The organism is Bradyrhizobium sp. YR681 (genome assembly GCF_000282615.1).
Taxonomy (GTDB): domain Bacteria; phylum Pseudomonadota; class Alphaproteobacteria; order Rhizobiales; family Xanthobacteraceae; genus Bradyrhizobium.
This window is the reverse complement of record NZ_AKIY01000023.1, coordinates 24,234-45,750: the sequence shown is the minus strand read 5'-3', so window position 1 is coordinate 45,750 and position 21,517 is coordinate 24,234. Positions and strand designations below refer to the sequence as shown.

21 protein-coding genes are annotated in these 21,517 nt (G+C 64.8%); 10 read left to right on the top strand and 11 right to left on the bottom strand.

All coding sequences use genetic code 11. From position 1 onward, the window contains the following. Window positions 1–857 (top strand): tRNA dihydrouridine(20/20a) synthase DusA (gene dusA, locus PMI42_RS04005; RefSeq protein WP_008130809.1); only part of this gene is annotated, 857 nt, incomplete at its 5' end. Window positions 858–911: 54 nt separating this feature from the next. Here dusA and PMI42_RS04000 read toward each other — a convergent pair. Both PMI42_RS04000 and PMI42_RS03995 read right to left on the bottom strand, forming a co-directional pair. Further along, window positions 912–1,574, bottom strand: coding sequence for an outer membrane protein (locus PMI42_RS04000; protein WP_008130808.1), 663 nt, complete (start codon window positions 1,572–1,574; stop codon window positions 912–914). Window positions 1,575–1,698: 124 nt separating this feature from the next. Beyond that, window positions 1,699–2,613 (bottom strand): polysaccharide deacetylase family protein, encoded by a 915-nt coding sequence (locus tag PMI42_RS03995; protein WP_008130807.1) that lies wholly within the window; start codon window positions 2,611–2,613, stop codon window positions 1,699–1,701. Window positions 2,614–2,800: 187 nt separating this feature from the next. Here PMI42_RS03995 and speB point away from each other — a divergent pair, with 187 nt between their 5' ends. Then, complete coding sequence (gene speB, locus PMI42_RS03990) at window positions 2,801–3,763, top strand: agmatinase (protein ID WP_008130805.1); 963 nt, start codon at window positions 2,801–2,803, stop codon at window positions 3,761–3,763. A 4-nt stretch (window positions 3,764–3,767) separates the two neighbouring features. Here the strand turns inward: speB and PMI42_RS03985 are convergent, their stop codons facing one another. The 5 genes from PMI42_RS03985 to PMI42_RS03965 form a co-directional block, all read right to left on the bottom strand. Further along, window positions 3,768–4,322, bottom strand: a complete 555-nt coding sequence (locus PMI42_RS03985; RefSeq protein WP_008130804.1) for a TIGR02281 family clan AA aspartic protease — start codon at window positions 4,320–4,322, stop codon at window positions 3,768–3,770. Window positions 4,323–4,350: 28 nt separating this feature from the next. Then, complete coding sequence (locus PMI42_RS03980; protein WP_008130803.1) at window positions 4,351–4,554, bottom strand: DUF1289 domain-containing protein; 204 nt, start codon at window positions 4,552–4,554, stop codon at window positions 4,351–4,353. 44 nt (window positions 4,555–4,598) lie between these two features. Then, a complete protein-coding gene (locus PMI42_RS03975) occupies window positions 4,599–6,185 on the bottom strand; it encodes a sensor histidine kinase (RefSeq protein WP_008130802.1) in 1,587 nt (528 codons plus the stop codon). Between the two features lie 139 nt (window positions 6,186–6,324). Next, on the bottom strand, window positions 6,325–7,602 hold the full coding sequence (gene nhaD / locus PMI42_RS03970; protein ID WP_008130801.1) for a sodium:proton antiporter NhaD: 1,278 nt from the start codon (window positions 7,600–7,602) through the stop codon (window positions 6,325–6,327). A 22-nt stretch (window positions 7,603–7,624) separates the two neighbouring features. After that, window positions 7,625–8,497: an NAD(P)-dependent oxidoreductase gene (locus PMI42_RS03965; protein WP_008130800.1), complete on the bottom strand. Its 873-nt coding sequence runs from the start codon at window positions 8,495–8,497 to the stop codon at window positions 7,625–7,627. Window positions 8,498–8,682: 185 nt separating this feature from the next. Between PMI42_RS03965 and PMI42_RS03960 the strand changes: the two genes are divergently transcribed. The 5 genes from PMI42_RS03960 to PMI42_RS03940 all read left to right on the top strand — a co-directional run bounded on the left by PMI42_RS03960 (window position 8,683) and on the right by PMI42_RS03940 (window position 13,479). Continuing rightward, window positions 8,683–9,132, top strand: a complete 450-nt coding sequence (locus PMI42_RS03960) for a VOC family protein (RefSeq protein ID WP_008130799.1) — start codon at window positions 8,683–8,685, stop codon at window positions 9,130–9,132. A 53-nt stretch (window positions 9,133–9,185) separates the two neighbouring features. Beyond that, entirely contained in the window at window positions 9,186–10,328 is a 1,143-nt protein-coding gene (locus PMI42_RS03955) for an Mrp/NBP35 family ATP-binding protein (protein WP_008130796.1), read from the top strand. Between the two features lie 196 nt (window positions 10,329–10,524). Further along, window positions 10,525–11,616: a TRAP transporter substrate-binding protein gene (locus tag PMI42_RS03950; RefSeq protein ID WP_008130790.1), complete on the top strand. Its 1,092-nt coding sequence runs from the start codon at window positions 10,525–10,527 to the stop codon at window positions 11,614–11,616. 531 nt (window positions 11,617–12,147) lie between these two features. After that, the gene (locus PMI42_RS03945; protein WP_008130789.1) at window positions 12,148–12,498 is read left to right on the top strand and encodes a YunG family protein; all 351 of its coding nucleotides are present in this window, start codon (window positions 12,148–12,150) and stop codon (window positions 12,496–12,498) included. Window positions 12,499–12,852: 354 nt separating this feature from the next. Beyond that, window positions 12,853–13,479, top strand: coding sequence for a glyoxalase superfamily protein (locus PMI42_RS03940; RefSeq protein WP_008130787.1), 627 nt, complete (start codon window positions 12,853–12,855; stop codon window positions 13,477–13,479). Window positions 13,480–13,607: 128 nt separating this feature from the next. On the opposite strand, the gene PMI42_RS03935 is transcribed toward PMI42_RS03940, so the two are convergent. Beyond that, window positions 13,608–14,768, bottom strand: a complete 1,161-nt coding sequence (locus tag PMI42_RS03935) for an acyl-CoA dehydrogenase family protein (protein ID WP_008130786.1) — start codon at window positions 14,766–14,768, stop codon at window positions 13,608–13,610. 124 nt (window positions 14,769–14,892) lie between these two features. Further along, on the bottom strand, window positions 14,893–15,567 hold the full coding sequence (gene plsY / locus PMI42_RS03930) for a glycerol-3-phosphate 1-O-acyltransferase PlsY (protein ID WP_008130785.1): 675 nt from the start codon (window positions 15,565–15,567) through the stop codon (window positions 14,893–14,895). Between the two features lie 117 nt (window positions 15,568–15,684). Between plsY and PMI42_RS03925 the strand changes: the two genes are divergently transcribed. After that, the gene (locus PMI42_RS03925) at window positions 15,685–16,008 is read left to right on the top strand and encodes a hypothetical protein (RefSeq protein WP_008130784.1); all 324 of its coding nucleotides are present in this window, start codon (window positions 15,685–15,687) and stop codon (window positions 16,006–16,008) included. Here the strand turns inward: PMI42_RS03925 and PMI42_RS03920 are convergent. Then, complete coding sequence (locus PMI42_RS03920; protein ID WP_008130783.1) at window positions 16,005–17,534, bottom strand: FAD-dependent monooxygenase; 1,530 nt, start codon at window positions 17,532–17,534, stop codon at window positions 16,005–16,007. The genes PMI42_RS03925 and PMI42_RS03920 overlap by 4 nt on opposite strands. Window positions 17,535–17,947: 413 nt before the next feature. Between PMI42_RS03920 and PMI42_RS03915 the strand changes: the two genes are divergently transcribed. Continuing rightward, window positions 17,948–18,622 (top strand): response regulator transcription factor, encoded by a 675-nt coding sequence (locus PMI42_RS03915; RefSeq protein WP_008130781.1) that lies wholly within the window; start codon window positions 17,948–17,950, stop codon window positions 18,620–18,622. Between the two features lies 1 nt (window position 18,623). Beyond that, a complete protein-coding gene (locus tag PMI42_RS03910) occupies window positions 18,624–20,087 on the top strand; it encodes a sensor histidine kinase (RefSeq protein WP_008130778.1) in 1,464 nt (487 codons plus the stop codon). Between the two features lie 114 nt (window positions 20,088–20,201). Here the strand turns inward: PMI42_RS03910 and PMI42_RS03905 are convergent, their stop codons facing one another. Further along, window positions 20,202–21,476: a M20/M25/M40 family metallo-hydrolase gene (locus PMI42_RS03905; RefSeq protein ID WP_008130776.1), complete on the bottom strand. Its 1,275-nt coding sequence runs from the start codon at window positions 21,474–21,476 to the stop codon at window positions 20,202–20,204. Between the last annotated feature and the right edge of the window lie 41 nt (window positions 21,477–21,517).

Genomic DNA, 21,517 nt, shown 5'->3' with positions numbered 1-21,517 from the left:
GGGGGGGGGAGCGGCTGCTCGGGTTCGACGCGTCGGAGCATCCGGTTGCGCTTCAGCTTGGCGGCTCGGATCCGCGCGACCTCGCGCAGGCGGCGCGGATCGGCGAAGAGTTCGGCTATGACGAGATCAACCTGAATGTCGGCTGTCCGTCCGATCGTGTGAAGGACGGCCGCTTCGGCGCTTGCCTGATGGCGGAGCCCGAGCTCGTGGCTCGGTGCGTCGATGCGATGAAGGCAGCGGTCTCGGTGCCCGTCACGGTAAAATGCCGCATCGGCATCGACGACCAGGATCCGGAAGTGGCGCTCGATACGCTCGCGCGCGCAGTTGTCGCGTCCGGCTGCGACGCGCTGATCGTGCACGCCCGAAAAGCCTGGCTCAACGGTCTGTCGCCGAAGGAGAACCGCGATATCCCGCCGCTCGACTACGATCGCGTCTATCGCCTCAAGCGCGCGATGCCTGATGTGCCCGTGATCATCAATGGCGGCATCGCGGGTCTCGACGAGGCGAGAGCGCATCTCGCGCACGTCGACGGCGTGATGCTCGGCCGCGCCGCCTATCAGGAGCCGTGGCGGCTGCTCTCCGTGGATTCGGATGTTTTCGGCGAGGCGGCGCCGCATGCGACCATGCAGGAGGCGTTCGAGGCGATGATGCCCTATATCGAGGCGCAACTCGCGCGCGACATGCGACTGCACGCCATCACGCGGCATTTCGTCGGCGCATTCCACGCCGTGCCCGGCGCGCGTGCCTTCCGCCGCCATCTTGCCGAGCAGGGGGTGAAGCCCGGCGCCGGTCTTGAGGTGTTGCGCGATGCGATCGCACGTGTTGGTGCACGTGCGCCGGCGGAGGCGGCTGCCTAGGCGCCGTCACGAGGAAGAGCCGGATCATGAAATCCGGCTCTTCGTCGATCCGCCTCAGCGGAACAGGTCGAAGTGATAGTTCACGCCGACTCGGAACGTGTGGAATTTCGGAGCATTCCAGTCCGGCAGATCGTCGTGCTTGAACTCGGTGTAGAGATACTCGGCCTTGGCCGACCATTTCGGCAGGAATGCCCATTCGACGCCGCCGCCGGCGGTCCAGCCCATCTTCATCTTGTTGATCGGACCGTCCTTCAATTCGCCGGCAGCAAGACCCGCGGTCCCGAAGAACAGCAGCCGTGAATCCATCGTGGCAATGCCGGCGCGGGCGCGACCGGTCATATACCAGGGCAGGCTGACCGCCGCGCTGTTGAGCGCGTCGTGGTTCTTGATGTCTCCGCCTTCGAAGTCGTTCTCGATGCCGACGACGAACATGGGCGAGAGCTGGTAGTTGTAGCCAATCTGCACGCCGCCGAAAGCGCCCTTGACCTTGCTGCCGCCGACCAGATTGTTGAAGGCGTTGTCGCCGCTCTCGGCATAGCCGGCGTTGAAACCCGCATAGAGGCCGGTCCAGGAATAGACCGGCTGCGGGGCCGTGTAGGCGGCGGAAGGTGCTGCGTAACGCGGCGAAAGGTCTGCAGCGCTGGCGCCGCCTGCGGCGAACGCCAAGGCATAGGGCAGGGCGCGCATCGTGCAGCGTATGGCGGCTCTGGCAGTCATGACTCTGAATCTCCCACTTGGCCGCCCCTTCACGGAGCAGCGCTCGTCCAACCCCGATCCGGGAATGCGATCTTTATAAACCGACCGGGCGGTTTGTAAATAGCGGAAATGCCACACCCGCGGTCTAGCGCTGGCGTCGTGGAAAGACCCGGCCGACGGGGGCGGGATATTGCGGAAGAAGCTCGACGCGGGGCAGGTAGCGCCCCTCGTCGATTTCGCGGCGGACATGCGCCGCGATCTCTTCCATCGGCGCGAACCAGACATCGCCTTGCGCGACCATCCGCTCGAGGAAGCGGGCGAACACGTGCCAACGCGCCAGCCGTCCCGTCGCGAAGGGGTGCAGCGTGGGGATCCACAGTCCGCCATAGGCGTAGGCTGCCTGGAACTCTTCCAGGAAAGCCGCAAAGCCGTTGCTGGGGCTGCGTATCGGCATGAAATAGTCGAGGTCGAAGGACTGGACATATTGCGGCCAGTCGTCCAGCCCCCAATGCGTCGGCAGCTCGATCAGCTCGCCGCCGTTCGCCCTGCTCTTGATGACATAGGGCACGTCATCGCCCATCAGCGAAGCGTCATAGGTGAAGCCTCGCGCCAGCAGCAGGTCGAGCGAGCGATGCGAGAAATTGTAGAGCGGCGCCCGCCACCCGCGTGGCGCCTGTCCCGTCGCCTTGCGGATGAAGTCTATGCCGAGATCCAGCCAATGGGCTTCCTCGTCCGGGGTCTGGTCGAGCGGGTTCTCGTGAATATAGCTGTGATGCCCGATCTCATGGCCGCCCGAGAGCATCGCCTCGACGGCGGCGGGATACTGCTCGATGCACCAGGCCGGAACGAAGAAGGTCTGCCGGATGCCGAGCTGCCGATAGGTCTCGACGATGCGCGGGACCGCGACGGTCGGCCCATAGCGCAGCATGGAGATGCCGGAGACGCGCTGATTGCCGTCACGGGGATGTTCGACATGGATCAGGCTGTCGGCATCCATGTCGAATGTCAGGCAGCAGGCGCACTTCGCGCCGTTGGGCCAGCGGACGGGATTGGCGATCATGCGTGTGGTCTCCGGACTCCGTCTCCCGCTCAAGCGCGCTGCGGCGGCGGTTTCGGGTCCATGCATCGGGCGTGCCATGGCTTGTTGGCGCGCCGACCGGCGATGCCGATCGCCACGGCTGAATCGTCATAGCGATTGGAACGGAATCTGCTTCTGCCGGCGGTGACACTTGCGGATCGGAGGAAACATGGCACACGGATACGAAGGCGGCAGACTGGACCTGCCATTTGTCGGGCATTGCACCTTCGGCAAGCGGCCGGTTTGCCTGGAGTGGGACAAGCTCGACGCCGACGTCGCCGTGCTCGGCGTGCCCTTCGACATGGGCACGCAATACCGCTCGGGCGCAAGGTTCGGGCCGCGCGCGATCCGCGAGGCCTCGACCCTTTTCTCCTTCGGCCATGGCGGCGCCTATGACCATGAGGACGACGTCACCTATTTGCCGCTCGACAAGGTGCGCATCGTCGACGTCGGCGACGTCGACATCGTCCATACCGATACGGCAAGGAGCCATGCCAATGCAGAAGCAGCCGTGCGGAAGATTCTCGAACGCGGTGCACTGCCCGTGGTGCTCGGTGGCGACCACGCCGTCAACATTCCCTGCGTCAGGGCTTTCAGCGCGCATGGCCCGATCCATATCGTCCAGATCGATGCGCATCTCGATTTCGTCGACGTGAGGCATGGCGTCCGCGAGGGCCATGGCAATCCGATGCGCCGCGCAGCCGAGCAGGATCATGTCACGGGCCTGACCCAGATCGGCATCCGCAACGTGTCGTCGACCGCCCGGGAAGGTTATGACGATGCCCGCGCGCGGGGCTCCACCATCCTCTCGGTTCGGCAGGCACGCAAGCTCGGCGCCGAGGGCGTCCTGGACCGGATTCCGCACGGCGCCCGCTACTACGTGACGATCGACATCGACGGCTTCGACCCCTCGATCGCACCGGGAACGGGAACGCCGAGTCACGGCGGCTTTCAGTATTACGACGTGATGGAGATACTTCAGGGCCTCACGAAGCGAGGCGAGATCGCCGGGGTCGACCTCGTCGAGGTCGCGCCCGCCTACGATCCGGCCGGCGTGACCAGCATTCTTGCGGCGCAGGTGCTGATGAACTTCCTCGGCTATATCTTCGAGGAGCGTTCGCGGCGATCGTGATGTGCTAGTCCACCGCCGTGCGCGAACGGCGGTGGCTGTTCTGGAGCTCCGGATAGCCGGTGAGCATCAGCGTGTCGGAACGAACGCCCCAGCTCTCCAGGCGATCGAGGAAACTCATGCCGAGCAGGTTGGTCTTCATCTGGCCGCGCTGCACGACGAGGGCCGGCACCGATTTCTCGACGAGCTGGCCGACGGAGAGACGGTCGAGCGTGAGGCGGGCCGCCTTGGTGTGGCCGCCGGCGGTCTCGAGATCGACGTTGTATTCGAGCATCTCGAGCGGCAGCCCGATCGCTTTCGCGGTTTCCCAGGTCAGCACCACCGAGGTCGCGCCGGTGTCGATCACCATCGGGGCCGCGACGCCGTTGATCTTCGCACGGAGCGCGAATTCGCCGCCCTGGCCGCGCGGGATCTGCACGGCGGGGGCGGGCGATGCAGCCGGTCCGCGGAACATGTGCGAAACCTTATGGCTTGCGCGCGCGATCTGGTCGGGATCGCCATAGGCGACGACGGCACCGGCCGTGCCGGCGAGCATGATGAGGACGAGCAGGAAGCGGATCATCGCGCGGCTCCGAAGCCACGCAGGCCGGTCAGGCTCGTTTCGGCGATCCCGCGATCGGCTGCAAGCCGGCCTCCGTCATGCGTGCCGCGAGCTGCGCCATGACCGAGAGCCGTTCCGCGCTTTCCATGGCGTGCCAGCGTGCGATCTCCGGCAAGGTGCGGCCGCAGCCGAAGCACAGCTTGGTCTTGGGATCGATCATGCAGACGGCGACACACGGCGTTTCTTTGCTCATTTCGACATAGTGGAGGATCGTCGGGCATTTCTGCAAGCATCTCGTTAAGAGCCCGTACCTGCGCTCATGATCGGCTTGTGGCGCGGACGGCGCTTCTCGTCGGGGACCTCCGGCTGGAGCGGCGGGGACTCGTCCGACATCGGCGCCAGCGCGCTCATCACGCGCTCCGGCGGGAAGGTCACGATCACCTCGGTACCGATGCGCAGCTTCGATTTCAGCGTGAACGTGCCGCCATGCAGGTCGATCAGGTTCTTGGCAATGGGCAGGCCCAGCCCTGCGCCCTGTTCGGCCGATTTGATCGAGTTGGAGCCCTGGCCGAAGGAAGCCAGCACGACCGGGATTTCGTCCTCGGGGATGCCGGAGCCGGTATCCTTCACGGACAGATATTGTCCGCCCGAGGCGGTCCAGCCGGCCTTGAGCCAGATCTCACCGCCTTGCGGGGTGAACTTGATCGAGTTGGAAATCAGGTTGAGCACGACCTGGCGGATCGCGCGCTCGTCGGCCCACAGGCGCGGCATGGCCTGCTCGAACACCTCGTGGATGGTGATGCCGCGGCTCGAGGCGCGCAGCTTCATCAGGTGATGACAGTCGGCGACGATACCGACCAGCGACACCGCTTCTTCGTTCAATTCGTAACGGCCGGCCTCGATCCGTGAGAGATCGAGGATCTCGTTGATGAGGTTGAGCAGATGCACGCCGGAATTATGGATGTCCGCCGAGTACTCCTTGTAGACCGGCACCGCGTGCGCGCCGAAAATTTCGCTCTTCATCACCTCGGAGAAGCCGAGGATGGCGTTCAGCGGCGTGCGCAGCTCGTGGCTCATCTGCGCGAGGAAGCGCGATTTTGCGACGTTGGCGGATTCGGCGCGGTGACGCGCTTCGTCCGAGATCGCCTTTGCCTGTTCCAGCTCGCCGATCAGCGCGTCCTTCTCGGCGCGCGCCTCGAGCGTCGCAAAGGTCGAGGAGTGCGAGCGGTGCGCCAGCAGCACGAAATAGCCTTCGGCGGCGAGTGCCAGCGCAGCCAGGATGTAATTGTCCAGCGATCCGGTCATCGCGAAGCTCAGCGCCATGGCGACGGCGACCGGCGCGGTGGCGGCAAGGGCTGCAATCGGCAGATTGGCGGCGAGCATGCTCGACACTGCGATCACCAGCAGCATCAGGAACATCATCAGCGTTTCCGTGACCATGTCGAGCACGGGATGGATCAGGATTGCCATCCAGCACAGGCCATAGAGCAGGTCGAGCACGACGAAGCGCGTGCGCCAGGCGCGCGTTGCCGCGGGCGAGGCGGGCTCGGCCAGGAAACGGTGACAGCTGCGGATCAGCGCGGCGTGGATGCAGAGCATGCCGGCGGTCCAGGCCGCAGCCGGGATCGGCTGCATCCAGAGCCCGAACAGCAGGCCGGTGGCCACCACCAGCAGCATCACGACATAGGAGGCGGACAGCCGCGTCTGCGCATATTGGCGCAGCATCTCGGCGTCGAAGGCGGGGCGGGTTCCACTGGTCGACGTTAACTTGTCGCGCGCCTCGCGCACCCGCTGCGCCGCAGCCCGTCGGCTGCTCGCCGATGGAGCGCTTGCCGGCTCGGCCGGAAGCTGCACAACTTCAGGCTTTTCAGCGGGGTTACTCATCAAGCAACAACGATTCCTGCCCACGCCGGACGCGGGCCTTCTGCATTGTCTATCTCTGGCAAGAAATCCTTAAGAGGTGACTTAAGGAGCTAAAGAATTACGTTAACTGCGCGTTAATTTTCAGGCCGCGCCGTGCCGCTCAATGCAGCGCCGCGTGCTGCGCGACATAGACCACCGCGCCGGCCAGATAGCCCGCGAGCGCGGGGCCGGCAATACGGCGGGCGTACCAGAGGAACTCGATCCGCTCGAGCCCCATGGCGGCGACGCCGGCGGCCGAGCCGATGATCAGGATCGACCCGCCGGTGCCGGCGCAATAGGCGATGAATTCCCAGAGGAAGCTGTCGGCCGGATAATGCGCAAGGTCGTACATGCCCATGGTCGCGGCCACCAGCGGCACGTTGTCGATCATGGCGCTGAGCAGGCCGAGCACGACGACGATGACGTCCTGGCGGCCGATCGCGGCATCGAGCCATTTGGCCAGCATCGAGAGCAGCCCGGCATGTTCGAGGCTGGCGACCGCGAGCAGAATGCCGACGAAGAACACGATCGAGCCCATGTCGATCTGTGTTAGCGCATGAGCGAGCGACAGCGGACGTCTCACGTGCTCGTCCTTGTTGCGGTGGACGAGTTCGCCGGCCAGCCAGACGATGCCGAGCCCGAGCAAGACGCCCATGAATGGCGGCAGATGGGTGACGGTCTTGAAGGCGGGCACCGCGATCAGCACGCCCAGCCCGAGATAGAACATGGTGTTGCGCTCGAACCGCTCGACGGCGAGCAGCCCGTCGTCCTTCGGTGGCGCCGCGATGGTCTTGCCTCTGAGCGAAAGGCTGATGAAGGCAAGCGGCACCAGCAGATTGAGCAGCGAGGGCAGGAAAACCGCGCCCATGATCTTGAGCGGCGTGATCTGCCCGCCGATCCACAGCATGGTCGTGGTGACATCGCCGATCACGGTCCACGCACCGCCGGCATTGGCCGCGATGACGATGAGGGAGGCGAACAGCAGGCGGTCCTCGCGCCTTGCGATCAGCCGCTGGATCAGCGAGATCATCACGATCGTGGTGGTGAGATTGTCCAGGATCGCGCTGAGGAAAAACGTGACGAAGCCGACCAGCCATATCAGCTTGACCTGGCTCGTCGTGCCGATGCGGGAGGTGATGACCTCAAAACCGTCATGAGCGTCGATCACCTCAACGATGGTCATCGCACCGATCAGGAAAAACACGATCTGCGCGGTGGAGGCGACGGATTCGTCGAGCTGACGGCCGACCAGCGCATGGTCGCCCGTCGCCATGGCGTAGATGGTCCACAGCAGGCCCGCACCTAACAGCGCGGACGCGCTCTTGTTGACCCCGATCGGATGCTCGAGGGCAATCGCCGCATAGGCCAGAACGAAGATTGCGGCGAGTGCGATGAGCAAGGCAGGATCAGTCCGTCAGGTGTCAGCGATTGAGGCGCGCGAGCAGGCTGGACGTATCCCAGCGCTTGCCGCCCATCTTCTCGACCTCGGCGTAGAACTGGTCGACCAGCGCGGTGACGGGCAGGTTGGCGCCGTTACGGCGGGCCTCGGCGAGCGCGATCGAGAGATCCTTGCGCATCCATTCGACCGCGAAGCCGAAATCGTACTTGTCCTCGTTCATGGTCTTGTAGCGGTTCTCCATCTGCCAGGACTGCGCCGCGCCCTTGGAGATGGTCTCGATCACGGCGGCGACGTCGAGGCCGCTTTTTTTGGCGAAATGGATGCCCTCGGACAGGCCCTGCACGAGGCCGGCGATGCAGATCTGGTTGACCATCTTGGTCAGCTGGCCGCTTCCGGCGGGCCCGAGCAGTTTGCACATCCGCGCATAGGCGCCCATGATGATCGGCTCCGCGCCGGCATAAACATCCTGCGCGCCGCCGCACATCACCGTCAGCACGCCGTTCTCGGCGCCGGCCTGGCCGCCGGAGACGGGCGCGTCGATGAACTTGAAGCCGGCCTTGGTCGCGGCCGCGTCGAGCTCGCGCGCGACTTCGGCGGAGGCGGTGGTGTGGTCGACGAAGGTCGCGCCCTTCTTCATGCCGGCGAAGGCGCCGTCGGGGCCGATCGTGACCGCGCGCAGATCGTTGTCGTTGCCGACGCAGCACATCACGAAATCCTGGCCTTCGGCTGCGGCCTTCGGGGTCGCCGCGGTCTTGCCGCCGAACTTGTCCGCCCACTCCTTCGCCTTGGCCGCGGTGCGGTTGTAGACGGTGACCTCATGGCCCCCTTTTTTCACGAGGTGTCCGGCCATGGGGAAGCCCATCACGCCGAGACCGAGGAAAGCGACTTTAGCCATGTGTGGTACCTTGTCCGTAGTTTGGGTTTTACGGGTTCTTGCCGGGCGAGGGGCGCCGGTTCCGCCGTTGCGGCGGATTGGAGGCGCACCATAAACCGTTAAGCCGGGAGGGCAACGGCTTCGTTTGGCGGCCCCCTGTGCTAGGATGGCGGTCCTCAAGGACTTCAAAACAAGGGAGCGAAAGCATGGGTGTGGGCTTGGGCGGCGTGAGCGTTGGCGTCCTCGATCATTTCAACATCCGGACCCGGAATCTGGCCGAGACGGTCCGCTTCTACGAGGAGGTGCTGGGCCTGGAAAACGGCGCCCGGCCGAATTTCGCCTTCCCGGGGGCCTGGATGTACAGCGAGGGCAAGCCGGTGGTGCACCTCGTCGATATTTCGCCGACCTCGGAGCCGCAAAAGCCGGATTCCGGCGTGGTCCACCACGTCGCCTTCGTCAGCCGCGGGTTCGACGGCATGAAGCAGCGCCTGGCCTCCAAGGGCATGAAATTCGACTCCCGCCAGGTGCCCGGCGGTGACCTCTGGCAGATCTTCGTCCACGACCCCAACGGGGTCATGATCGAGCTCAATTACGAGGCCGCTGCGGAGCAGGGGGCTGCCCCCGCGGAGATGGCTGACGATATCGGCAGGCAGTAGCCTTTTGGCCGTTTCCGCTCTAATGGGGCATCCTGAACTCTAGGAGATGCGCTTTGAGCGTGACGCAGCAACAGGTTCTCGACAGCCTCGCCCGGATCAAGTCGCCGCGCGGGGTCGCGCTCACCAATGCCAATGTGCTGAGCGCGATCAGCGCCGCTGACGGCAAGGTGTTCTTCTCGATCAACGTCGATGCCGCCGAGGCGCGGGCCTGGGAATCCGTCCGGGCCGAGGCCGAGGCCGCCGTGCGCGCCATTCCCGGCGTCACCACCGTGATGGTGGCACTGACCGCCGAGCGCAAGGCCGGCGCCGCACCGCCTCCGCCGCCCACGCCGAGCCGCGGCACGCCGGGCGTGCAGCCGGTTCATGCCCACAAGCCGCCGCCTCAGGGCGGAGCCCAATCGCCGATGGCGCGGCAGTCGGAGATTCCGGGCGTCGCCGCCGTGATCGCGGTGGCCTCGGGCAAGGGCGGTGTCGGCAAATCGACCACCGCGCTCAATCTGGCGCTGGGCCTGCGCGACCTCGGCCTCAAGGTCGGGCTGCTCGATGCCGACATCTACGGGCCCTCGGTGCCGCGCCTGACCGGCCTGCACGAGAAGCCGGAGCTGGACGGCGAGCGCAAGATGATTCCGCTCAGGCGTTTCGGCCTTGCCATCATGTCGATCGGATTCCTCGTCGAGGAGGAGACCGCGATGATCTGGCGTGGGCCAATGGTGATGTCGGCGGTGACGCAGATGCTGCGCGACGTTGCCTGGGGCACGCTCGACGTGCTGGTGGTCGACATGCCGCCGGGCACCGGCGATGCCCAGCTCACGCTGGCGCAGAACGTGCCGCTGAAGGGCGCCGTGATCGTCTCGACCCCGCAGGACCTGTCGCTGATCGACGCACGGCGGGGTCTGGCGATGTTCAGGAAGGTCAACGTGCCCGTGCTCGGCATCGTCGAGAACATGAGCTATTTCCAGTGCCCGCATTGCGGCACGAAATCCGACATCTTCGGTCATGGCGGGGCGCGGCACGAGGCCGAGAAGCTCGGCGTACCGTTCCTGGGGGAAATCCCGCTGCACATGGCGATTCGCGCCACCTCGGACGCCGGCAATCCCGTCGTCGACAGCGAGCCTGACGGCCCCCATGCGGCGATCTATCGCGCCATTGCGGGACAGGTCCGGGACCAGCTCAAGGGCATCATCGCCGCGGCCTGAGCCGGTCTTCCGGGGACATGCGACTTTCGTAGAGCCCCGTCATGCCATTGTCGCGTTCCGAAACCGGGCCGTCCGTGTTAAAGGCCCACGGCAGTCAAGCCCCTTCGGTTCGACGCGGCTAAACAACGCGTCGCCGTAATGAGCGGCGGCAAAAGAGGAAGTTCGGGGAAACGCCCCAACAAGGAGAGACCTGAAGATGAAGCGTCGTGATTTCCTGAAAGTGTCGGCAGCAGGCGCGGCGGCGACCGCCGCGGTGGCCTCGCCGGCGATCGCGCAGAACTCGCCCGAGATCAAGTGGCGCCTGACCTCGAGCTTCCCGAAGTCGCTCGACACCATCTATGGCGGCGGCGAGCAGGTGGCGAAATACGTCGCCGAGATGACCGACAACAAGTTCCAGATCCAGGTGTTCGCCGCCGGCGAAATCGTCCCCGGCCTCCAGGCGCTCGATGCGACCTCCAACGGCACGGTCGAGATGTGCCACACCGTGTCGTACTACTATGTCGGCAAGGACCCGACCTTCGCGATCTACGCCTCGGTGCCGTTCGGCCTCAACGCCCGCCAGCAGAACTCCTGGTGGTACCAGGGCGGTGGCATGGAGCTCGGCAACGAGTTCTTCAAGAAGTCGAACGTGATCGGCTTCCCCTGCGGCAACACCGGCACCCAGATGGGCGGCTGGTTCCGCAAGGAGATCAAGACCGTTGCCGATCTCTCCGGCCTGAAGATGCGCATCGGCGGCATCGCCGGCCAGGTGCTCCAGAAGGTCGGCGTGGTACCGCAGCAGCTCGCCGGCGGCGACATCTATCCGGCGCTGGAAAAGGGCACCATCGACGCGGCCGAGTGGGTCGGTCCCTACGATGACGAGAAGCTCGGCTTCGCCAAGGTCGCCAAGTACTACTATTATCCGGGCTTCTGGGAGGGCGGTCCGACCGTCCACGCCTTCACCAACCTGGACAAGTGGAATGCGCTGCCGAAGAACTACCAGGCGATCCTCACCAACGCGATGGCCAATGCCAACAGCTGGATGGCCGCGCGTTACGACATGCAGAACCCGTCGGCGCTGAAGCGTCTGGTTGCCGGCGGCACCCAGCTGCGTCCGTTCACCAACGAGGTGCTGGAAGCCTGCCTCAAGGCGACCAACGAGCTGTGGGGCGAGATCTCGGCCAAGAACGCCGACTTCAAGAAGTCGATCGACGCCATGCAGGCCTACCGCTCCGACGAGTATCTGTGGTGGCAGGTCGCCGAATACACCTACGACAGCTTCATGATCCGCTCGCGCACCCGCGGCTGATCTTTCGAACAGGTTGCAAGACCGGAAAGCCCGGCCTCGAGAAGAGGCCGGGTTTTTTGTTTGAGGCGTGCGTTCGGGGGGCGAGACAAAAAATGCGAAAACAACCCCATGCACAGTAGAAACGGGATGCGGACAGCGCTGCTGCGCGATGCGGCCAACAACTTGACGGGACAGCGCAAATTGGGCGGCGGCCGCAATCATCGTGCAATTAAGGCTGAAATAGGATTTCTAACGGCGAGCTGCGCAGCCATGTGATGCGCATCTGTCTCTACATCGTCATTGCGAGCGCAGCGAAGCAATCCAGAGTCCCTCCGCGGAAAGATTCTGGATTGCTTTCGCCTTCGCCGAGGCTTCGGCGGGCAAGTCACTGCGCTCGCAATGACGGGCGGATGCAGCAGGGGCGGCCTCGTCGCTTCGCGACCGCTGCGATCACCGTTCAAAGCCCGGTTGACTCGTCGGGCAAAACAGGGGCATTATGCAACAATCGAAAAATCCGAAGTCAGCGTGCGGCGCTGGTTGTTTGGAGTGACGATGAACTTCGATCCCGATGAGGTTCAACGTGCTCTGCGCAAGGCCTGGTCGCTGTCGACGTCGAGCCAATGGACGGCGAGCAACCCAGCAGCAGGGCAATGTAACGTCACATCGCTGCTGATCCACGAACTTCTCGGCGGCGACCTGCTGAAGACGCCGCTGCCTGCCGGCGATCATTTCTATAATCGGATCGAGGGCACGCGGTACGACTTCACGGCGAGCCAGTTCGATCGGCCGATCGCTTACATGGACGTGCTGACGGACCGGGCCGACGCGGAGCAGGGTGCGACGAGCGAGCAGTTGTCTGCACTCAGAGCGGCTTTTCAGGAGCGGCGCATTGGTCGACCGTAGGATGGGTAGAGCGCAGCGAAACCCATCCTCTCGCCGCGATTAATCGAGCGCTTTCTATAAGCTTTGTTGTTTGGGGAGGCCGAGCGATTGGTTTCGCTGCGCTCTACCATCCTGCATGCTGTCACGCTCAGCGCGCAGCTGTAAGCCGAAGCTTCGCTTCCGTTGCGAAGGAAAGCCCAATTGACATCGGATTTGTCTTACTCCTAGATATCGCAAGGCCGCCGCTGGCCTCCCGGTTCCGCCGTTCAACACGGCATGGCGAACAGCGGCACTTGATCTTCCAGCGCCAACCCCTTGGTCGCGAAGGACGAATGGAACCACGCCCTTGATTGTCGCGCTCAAAGGATGGTTGCCATGTCTATGCTTCACAGGTTGAGGGCAGAAGCCGCCGCGCTCGAAGCGGAAGCGCGCGCTTCAGGGAATTCGATCAAGCACAGCGCAGCACTGGAGGAAGTTGCCAGGAGACACGGCTACAATGGCTGGCGTGCGTGCGTCGCAGCCTTTCCGGACGCCTCGGCAGATTCCGCGCTCATTCAGGTTGAGATGGCGCGCTACAAGAATGGCGAATGGGGCTTTGGTCTCGACATTCCCGTACGCTGGAACAACTTTCCCGTCGTGTTGACAAACAGTCCGTGGGAAGTCGCCCGGTTCGCTTCGCATGAGGAAGGCTTTCATAATCTCATCGTCTTCCGCGAACCCTATGATCCCAAACAGAGCCCGGCAGAACATTCGAAAGTGGTTCAAGAGGTCCTGGAGAAGGATGGATACGCAAACTTCGCCAGCGGGACAGCAAACATCGGATCAAGGACGGTGGTCACGCTTGATTTCGAGAAGGCCTTGGAAGCCGCGACCTGGCGCTGTCGTCACTACTTCATGATCGACAGGTCCACGCTCGCCTATGTGTTGGGCTTCGGCAGCACGAACTGGAGCAACATGAGCGATTTGTTCGGCCGTATCGCGCAAAGCTTTGCTATCAAATAGACCTCGCAGTACGGGTAGAGCGAAACAAAATCCATCATCTCGCCCCGGTGATGAAGCGCGTTATCACCTCGTGCAGACGGCGCGATTGGTTTCGCTTCGCTCTACCCATCCTACGCACCGACAGCCCGTCAATGCTGCGCTGCCTTCCAGTCGCGCTTGATCTTCTTGGCCAGCGACCATTTGTGAACTTCGGTCGGGCCGTCGTAGATCCGGAATGCGCGGATTTCGCGGAAGGCCTGCTCGACGATCGTTTCCGTCGAGACCCCGGTGCCGCCCATCACCTGGACGCAGCGATCGGCGACGCGCATCAGCGCTTCCGACACGGCGACCTTTGCCATGGAGCTCTCGCTCGTCCCGAGCGAGCCGGAGTCGAGCACGCCTGCGCACCAGTCGATCATCAGCTCCGATTGCTGGAGATCGATCAGGTTTTCCGCCAGCATGAAGCCGACGCCTTCGTGATCGATCAGCGGCTTTCCGAACGCCTGGCGACGGCAGGCATAGTCGGTGGCGATTTCGTTGGCGCGGATCGCGAGGCCGAGCCAGCGCATGCAGTGCGACAGGCGCGCAGGGCTGAGGCGAATCTGCGCGTATTTGAAGCCTTCGCCGGATGCGCCGAGCATCTGGTCGGCCGGCACGCGAAGGTCTTCGATGTCGATCTCGGCATGTCCGCCGGGCATCGAGCTGTCGATCGTATCCAGCACGCGCACCGTGCGGATCGCAGGGTTCGGCAGATCGACGAGGAACATGCACGCGCCGTCGTTCGACTTCGCCATGACGATCCCGACCTTGGCGCCTTCGGCCCCGGTGATGAACTTCTTTCGTCCGTTGATGACCCAGTGATTGCCGTCGAGACGGCACGTCGTCTGCATCATCGACGGATCCGATCCGGCGCCGCCCGTATCGGCGGGCTCGGTCATGAAGAACGCCGAGCGCGCCTTGCCCGACACAAGCGGTTCGAGGAAGCGCGTCTTCTGCTCGCTGCTGCCGACCTTGCCGAGCAGATACATGTTGCCTTCGTCAGGCGCCATGGTGTTGCACGCCAGCGGCCCGAGCGGCGAGAGGCCGGTCTTGATCAGAGCCTTTGCGGTCTCGCGTTGCGTGAGATGGGATCCATCGGGCAGAATATGCGGCGTCAGGACGCCAGCCTTGCGCGCCTTGGCGCGCAGTTCCTGAACGAGTTCGTCGCTCGGGCCGTGTGGGCCTGTCCGCGGATCCTTCTCGTAGGGGATGACATCGGTGCGGATGAACGCTTCGATCTTCGCGGCAAGGCTGTCGTCTTGATGGGACATGATGACTCCGGTCGTCCCCGCTTTGGCGGAGCGCTGGCTTTCGATCACCTATAGACGGATGGGCCGGAGATGAGCAACTGCTGAGGGGCTGTAGGATGGGTTTCGCTGCGCTCTACCCATCCTGCTAGATGTTCGGTTCCGGACTGCTCTGGCCCACACGCGGCTCGGTGCCCGCCAACAGCCGCCCGATGTTGGCGCGATGGCGAGCGATGACGTAGAGGGCGCCTGCGATCACGAGCAAACGGTATGGCAACGGATGCTCGAAAGCACAGACGAGCACGATGGACGTCAGCGCTGCGACGATCGAGCTAAGGGATACGATCCGGGTCGCAGCCAGCGCGATGCCGAAAGCCGCCGCGGCACCCAATCCCACCGGCCACGACAGCGCCAGCAACACGCCGAGCCCGGTCGCGGCGGATTTGCCGCCGGTAAAGTTCAGCCAGATCGAACGGCCGTGGCCGAGCAGCGCGGCGATGCCGGCGAGGCAAACCGTCCATGCCAGCCAGGCTCGCGGATCGGGCGCTGTCGGCGGCGTAGAGGAAAGCTGTGTCGCGAGCCAGGGACAGACCGAGCGAGCGACCAGAATGGCCGCGACACCTTTCAGCACGTCGATCACGAGCACCGCCAATGCCGGCCATTTGCCGAGCGTTCGCAGCACATTCGTGGCTCCGGTGGATCTGGAGCCGTGCTCCCGGATGTCGATGCCCCGAAGCAGCTTTCCCGCCAGATACCCCGTGGGCGTGGCGCCCAGCAGATAGGCGATCACGAGGCCAAGCGTGCTCGCTGTCCAAAATGCCATCGGTCCATGTCCAGATTCCGCAATCGAGGTTTTAGCGCCGGTTTTGCCCGACGGCTATGGGCCGGCACTTGAACCCCACGCCGGGCAGGGACGTCAAACGCCGGACGCCTCAGAGATATGATCTTGTCCTCCAGTTTCACCAGTCTTCTCCACGTTCCGACGCTGGTCATTGCGTGGATATTCACGCTCGTATTCGCGGGCGGACCGCTGCTTTGGAAGTTCCTGAACTATCGGCCGGTGACGCGGTGCGCGCTCGTGCAGGCCGTGTTGAACGTCGTCGCGACGGGGAGCTGGCTGACGCTTGGCATGGCCGTGATCGCCGCCCAAGAACACGGTCTGATCTCGACGCCCACGAGCGTTCTCGCCATGGCGTTGCTGCTCGCTGTTGCGGCCGGTAGTTCGACCCTGATCGCGCGATGGTGTCCCGATGAGCAGTCCTAGGTGACATCGGGCTCACCGAACCATCGCGCCGCTGCCAGAGACGCTTCCTCAGCGTCAGCAGCTTCTTCGCTCGCCCAGGCCACGACACCGTCGGGGCGCACGAGCAGAGCGGTCAGGCCGAGTCGATCCCTGGCGTTGCTTGCGACATAATTGATGCGGCCGCTCCACCGACTCGCAAGCGCCTGAAGCGATGACCCCGAGTCGAAATCCAGGAGCAGCCCTTGTCCGGTCCGGAGGCGCTCGCTCAGCCTTGTCCCGTGGGCGAGTTTGAAGTCGGGCGCGCTCCGTCCCACCAGAGGATGGCTCTCGCCGAGGTCATAGCGGAGAGAAACGCCCCACACGCGCTCGGCGAAATAGGTGGCGCCGTCGCGCGTGTCGATCAGATCGCGAACGATTGCTTCGAGTGCGCGCGAGCTTCTGCTGGGGCGCATCAGTGCGACCTGGGCCCGCGACCAGTCGAGGATCTTTGCACCCACCGGATGTCGCTCGGCCGCATAGCTGTCGAGCAGACCGGCCGGCGGATCGCCGCGAACGGTCGCCGCGAGCTTCCATCCGAGGTTCATGGCATCGCCGAGGCCGAGATTGAGGCCCTGGCCGCCCAGCGGCGAATGGATGTGCGCGGCGTCGCCCGCCAGCAGGACGCGGCCTTCGCGATAGTCGGTTGCCTGATAGGCACGGTCGGTCCAGGTCGTGGCGAGCAGAAGGGCCGTCACCGTCACGTCGAGACCCGAGACCTTGCGCAGCACCGTCTCGACCTGGTCGCGCTGCGGCTCGCTGCGGTGCGCGGCGCCGCCGTCGAAATCCACCATCGCGATCGTGCCGGGTGCGGCAAAGGTGTACATGCCCGCAGGCGTGTAATGGCGGCCCGGCTCGAGCGTATCAGGATTGGCCAGCTCGACCTGCACCGAATAGCCGGTGAACTCCGGATCGGTGCCGGTGAAGCCGATACCGGCCGCCTTTCGCACGCTGCTGCGTCCGCCGTCGCAACCGACGAGCCAGCGGCCATGGACCGTTTCGCCGGCCAACTCAACGGTCACGCCATCGCTCGACTGCGTGAACGCCTCGACGGCGCAACCGCGCCGGATCTCTGCACCCAGCGCCCCGGCGCGGATCGCAAGGATGTCTTCGATGCTCGCCATGTCGGCGGCCATGTTGGCGATCGGGCCGGGCAGGCGGTACGGCCATTGCGTAGCGTCGATCTGGTCGTGGAAGAACTGGATCCCGGCGAAGTGACCGCCCGGGCGACGCTGCTGCTGCATCCAGTGTGCAGCTGCCGGCGTGTCGCGGCTTGCCGCGCGAGCTTTCAGACCATCCAGCAAGCCGCGGCGGTCGAAGCTCTCGATGGTCGGCACCGAAAGACCGCGCAAACCAAACGGCAGGCTCTTCAGCGGGGCGTGCGGGTCTTGCGCCTTTTCCAGCACCAGCACCGAACAGCCGGCAAGCCGCAGCTCGCCAGCCAGAAAGAGGCCGACGGGACCGGCGCCGGCGATGATGACGTCATAGGGAATCGTGTCGGGGGTCTGCATAGAATGCTCCGTTGTCGAGGATCGACTGTCGATGTTCGACCGGAGCGTTTCCCAGACCTTGAGGACCTCACGGACGAACGTGTGATCGCAAGAACAGCGACCGTGTTCGTCGTGGGGATCTCAGGCTTGAGGCCAAAGACCAGAGCTTTTGTTACCAAAAGGACTTGGGCTTACCAGACCAAGTCTGCCTTTTCCGACGTGGCCAATTTAGCCGTGGGGTCGCGGCCTCGTCAACGGAACGGAGACCAATCTCAGCTTTGTGAGGCGTGTCCCAACTGGCTTACATGAGCCTGACACGTCGGAACGATCTGCCCGCCGGGTGCTTTTTCGCTGGCCGAGGCGCCCGGAATGGTGGAAGAGAGCGATGATGCGGCGCGAGCCGTGTGAAGATTTGACAGCCTTGCGGACATGCGATGCGCCTTCTGATCGTCGAGGACAATGCCGAGCTGTCGCGGCTCGTGGCCGGCGGGCTGTCGGCGGCCGGCTATCAGAGCGACATCGTGGGCAGTGCTGCCGAGGCGCGCGAGGCGGTGAGCAGCGTCAGCTATGCCGCGATGATCCTCGACCTCGGGCTGCCCGACGGCGACGGCCTCTCGGTGCTGCGCGAGCTGCGCCGGCAGATGGAACCGCTGCCGGTGCTGGTGCTGACCGCGCGCGGCGGCCTGCAGGACCGCGTCAGCGGCCTGCGCAGCGGCGCCGACGATTATCTCGCAAAGCCGTTCGCGATGGAGGAGCTGGTGGCGCGGCTGGAGGCGATCCTGCGCCGGCCCGGCCAGCTGCTCGGCCGCTCGCTGAGTCTGGCCAACCTCGTCTACGACACCGAGAGCCGCCAGATCTTCGTCGACGACCAGCCGCGGATCATTTCGGCGCGCGAGACCTCGGTGCTGGAGATCCTGCTGCGCCGGCAGGGGCGGGTGGTACCGAAGAAGAACGTCGAAGACCACATTTTCGGGCTCGAAGGCGAGGTCGCCTCCAACGCGGTCGAGGTCTACGTGTCGCGGCTGCGCAAGCAGCTCGCCGAGCACGGCGCCAAGGTCGTGATCCACACCATCCGCGGCGTCGGCTATCTCATGGCCGAGGAGAAGTAGCGTGACCCAGGTCGGGTCCCATGCCGGATTTCGCGCCGGGATATCGGCGAGATCGCCGACGTTCAAATCGCTGATCTGGCGCATCGTGTTCATGCACATCGTGGCGGTCGCGGTGGTCGCGATCTTCCTGCCGCTGGTGCTGTTCTGGCTGCTCAACTCCGAGATCGACCAGCTGCATCGCGACGCCATGCGCGCCCAGGCCGAAGTGCTCGCCGAGCGCATCGTCCCGCAAGTCGACGGCACCCTGACGTTCAATCTGCCGGACAGCTTGCGCGGCCTCTATTCGGAAGCCTATGGCCGCTACCAGTACGACATTCGCGATGCCGACGGACGCGTGCTGTTCTCGTCGCGGCGAAAGACCGGCGATACCGCGCCGGCGCGCTTGTCCGAGACGATTTCAGGCGCCGGCGTCAGCCGCGTGATCGAGGGCAGGACGGTGCGCATCCGCGTCGCCGAGGACCTTTCGCATCGCGACGTCATCATCGACGACATCGTCTCGAATTTCTTCCGGCGGGTGGGGTGGATCACCATCCCGATCCTGCTGGTCCTGCTCGGCATCGACATCGTCATCTTCCGCCGCGCGATCGCGCCGCTGTGGAAGGCCTCGGAGGAGGCCAGCAATATCGGCCCGGCGCGCACCGACATCCGCCTGCCGACCGAGCAGATCCCGCGCGAGATCATGCCGCTGGTCACCGCCGTCAACCAGGCGCTGGACCGGCTCGAAGACGGCTTTCGGGTGCAACGCCAGTTCACCGCCGATGCCGCCCATCAATTGCGCACGCCGCTCGCGATCCTGCGCACGCGGATCGAGACGCTCGGTGACGGCGCGGCGAGAGAGGCGCTGCATGCCGACATCGAGGGCATGAGCCGCATCGTGGCCCAGCTGCTGGAGATCGCCGAGCTCGACACGCTGGTGCTCGATCCCGGCGAGACCGCGGACCTGCGCGCCGTCTGCGCCGAGGTGGTCGGTTCGATCGCGCCGTTGGCGCTCGCCCAGCACAAGGATATCGCACTCAAGGGCGCCGATGCGCCGGTGATGATCCACGGCAATTCCGAGATGCTCCAGCGCGCGATCTTCAACCTCGCCGAAAACGCCATCAAGTTCACCGCGAGGGACACTGCGGTCGATGTCGAGGTCGGCGAGGACGGCGCGGTGCGTGTGCGCGATTGCGGGCCCGGGATTGCGGAGGCCGAGCGCGAATTGATCTTCCAGCGCTTCTGGCGCGCCGACCGCCAGCGCAGCGACGGCGCGGGCCTCGGGCTCTCGATCGTGCGCGGCGTGGCGGACGATCATGCCGCGACGGTCGCGGTGGAGAATCTCGCCGGCGGCGGCGCGGAGTTCACGCTGCGGTTTCGGCTCGCGGAGGGCGCAAAGGTCGCGGAGAAGAATTGGCGCGTCACTGACGCTGCACCCTCTCCCCTTGCGGGAGAGGGTGGCTCGCCGCGATGGCGGCGAGACGGGTGAGGGGTCTCTTTCCGCGAATCCGTTTGTCAGTTGTGTATGCGGAAACAACCCCTCATCCGGCGCTTCGCGCCACCTTCTCCCGCAAGGGGAGAAGGGAGGAAAGCGGCGCGCGTGCTATTTCAGCTTGCCGCTGGACAGGTCCATGATCATGCGCGTGGTCAGATAAAGCCGCGGCACGATGCTGCCCAGCTGCACATATTCGGCATCGTTGGAATGCGCGCCGAAGCCAGACAAGCCCATGCCTTCCACCACGGCGCCCTGGGTCTTGAGCGCGGCAAACGCGGCGTCGGTGCCGCCGCCGGTCGCCCTCTCGTCGACCCGGAGCGACATGCCGATCTCCCCATAGATCGTCTTGCCGTAGGCGGCCACGCGGCGCGAGGCGTCGTTGGCTTCCAGCGGCGGGCGTCGCACCTCGAATTTCAGGTCGACCTTGGAATCGGGCAGCAGGCGGTTCTTGATCTTGTCCTGCAGCGCCTTCTGCAGCTCGTCGAAGTCCGACACCTTGAGCGCACGCGCGTCGGCCTGGGCCGTGGCGTCGGCGGGGATGACGTTCCGGTTGGTGCCGGCCTTGGAGACGGTCCAGTTCAGCTTCAGGCCCTGCTCGGGCTTGGACAGGTCCTTCATCTGGAGCAGCTGGTGCGAGAGCTCGTACAGCGCGTTGACGCCGCCCTCGGGCCGCGAGCCCGCATGCGACGACTTGCCCTGCACCGTGAGATAGGCCGAGCCGATGCCGGAGGTGGCGAGGCGCAGCGTGCCGTCGGTGCCGCCGCCTTCGAACGAGAACACCACGTCCTGATCGGCGGCGAGCCTGGTGATGGTGCTGCGCCAGCCGGGCGATGAGATCTCCTCGTCGCTGTTGGTGAGCACCGTGAGCGTGCCGTAATCCCTGAAGTTCAGCTTCTGCAGCAGCGCCACGGTATGGAGAATGAGCGCGACGCCCTGCTTGTCGTCGGCAATGCCGAGGCCGTAGGCCTTGTCGCCGTCGATGCGGAACGGCTGGTCCTTCAGCATGCCCTTCAGGTACACCGTGTCCATGTGGGCGATCAGCATGATCTTCTTAGCTCCGGTGCCCTTGAACACGGCGTGCACGGCCGGGCCGATTTTCTCGGGCGTGTCGTCGAGGCGATAGACGTCGCTGGTTTGCAGGATCTCGACCGTGCCGCCGAGCTGCCTGAGCTGGCCGGCAACGCGCTCGGCAATCCGGTTCAGGCCGTCGATGTCCTTGCTGCCGGATTCGATGCCGACGAGATCGCGCAGCGTGTCGAGCAGCGGCTGCTGCTCCTGTTGCGCCAGCGCGTGGACATCGGTCATCGGTTCCGCATGCGCCATCGTTGCGGCACATGCCAGCCAGAGCGAGGCGAGCAGCGGAGCAAAATGCGATCGGGGCATGCGCGGCGGTCCATCAGTTGGAGGATGGCCCGGTATGCCCG

What these genes read in the sequence shown, in the direction of transcription:
- PMI42_RS04000 (WP_008130808.1), bottom strand. Translation starts at nt 1,574, where the DNA reads ATGACTGCCAGAGCCGCCATACGCTGCACGATGCGCGCCCTGCCCTAT.
- PMI42_RS03995 (WP_008130807.1), bottom strand. Translation starts at nt 2,613, where the DNA reads ATGATCGCCAATCCCGTCCGCTGGCCCAACGGCGCGAAGTGCGCCTGC.
- speB (WP_008130805.1), top strand. Translation starts at nt 2,801, where the DNA reads ATGGCACACGGATACGAAGGCGGCAGACTGGACCTGCCATTTGTCGGG.
- PMI42_RS03985 (WP_008130804.1), bottom strand. Translation starts at nt 4,322, where the DNA reads ATGATCCGCTTCCTGCTCGTCCTCATCATGCTCGCCGGCACGGCCGGT.
- PMI42_RS03980 (WP_008130803.1), bottom strand. Translation starts at nt 4,554, where the DNA reads ATGAGCAAAGAAACGCCGTGTGTCGCCGTCTGCATGATCGATCCCAAG.
- PMI42_RS03975 (WP_008130802.1), bottom strand. Translation starts at nt 6,185, where the DNA reads ATGAGTAACCCCGCTGAAAAGCCTGAAGTTGTGCAGCTTCCGGCCGAG.
- PMI42_RS03965 (WP_008130800.1), bottom strand. Translation starts at nt 8,497, where the DNA reads ATGGCTAAAGTCGCTTTCCTCGGTCTCGGCGTGATGGGCTTCCCCATG.
- PMI42_RS03960 (WP_008130799.1), top strand. Translation starts at nt 8,683, where the DNA reads ATGGGTGTGGGCTTGGGCGGCGTGAGCGTTGGCGTCCTCGATCATTTC.
- PMI42_RS03950 (WP_008130790.1), top strand. Translation starts at nt 10,525, where the DNA reads ATGAAGCGTCGTGATTTCCTGAAAGTGTCGGCAGCAGGCGCGGCGGCG.
- PMI42_RS03945 (WP_008130789.1), top strand. Translation starts at nt 12,148, where the DNA reads ATGAACTTCGATCCCGATGAGGTTCAACGTGCTCTGCGCAAGGCCTGG.
- PMI42_RS03940 (WP_008130787.1), top strand. Translation starts at nt 12,853, where the DNA reads ATGTCTATGCTTCACAGGTTGAGGGCAGAAGCCGCCGCGCTCGAAGCG.
- PMI42_RS03935 (WP_008130786.1), bottom strand. Translation starts at nt 14,768, where the DNA reads ATGTCCCATCAAGACGACAGCCTTGCCGCGAAGATCGAAGCGTTCATC.
- plsY (WP_008130785.1), bottom strand. Translation starts at nt 15,567, where the DNA reads ATGGCATTTTGGACAGCGAGCACGCTTGGCCTCGTGATCGCCTATCTG.
- PMI42_RS03925 (WP_008130784.1), top strand. Translation starts at nt 15,685, where the DNA reads ATGATCTTGTCCTCCAGTTTCACCAGTCTTCTCCACGTTCCGACGCTG.
- PMI42_RS03920 (WP_008130783.1), bottom strand. Translation starts at nt 17,534, where the DNA reads ATGCAGACCCCCGACACGATTCCCTATGACGTCATCATCGCCGGCGCC.
- PMI42_RS03915 (WP_008130781.1), top strand. Translation starts at nt 17,948, where the DNA reads ATGCGCCTTCTGATCGTCGAGGACAATGCCGAGCTGTCGCGGCTCGTG.
- PMI42_RS03905 (WP_008130776.1), bottom strand. Translation starts at nt 21,476, where the DNA reads ATGCCCCGATCGCATTTTGCTCCGCTGCTCGCCTCGCTCTGGCTGGCA.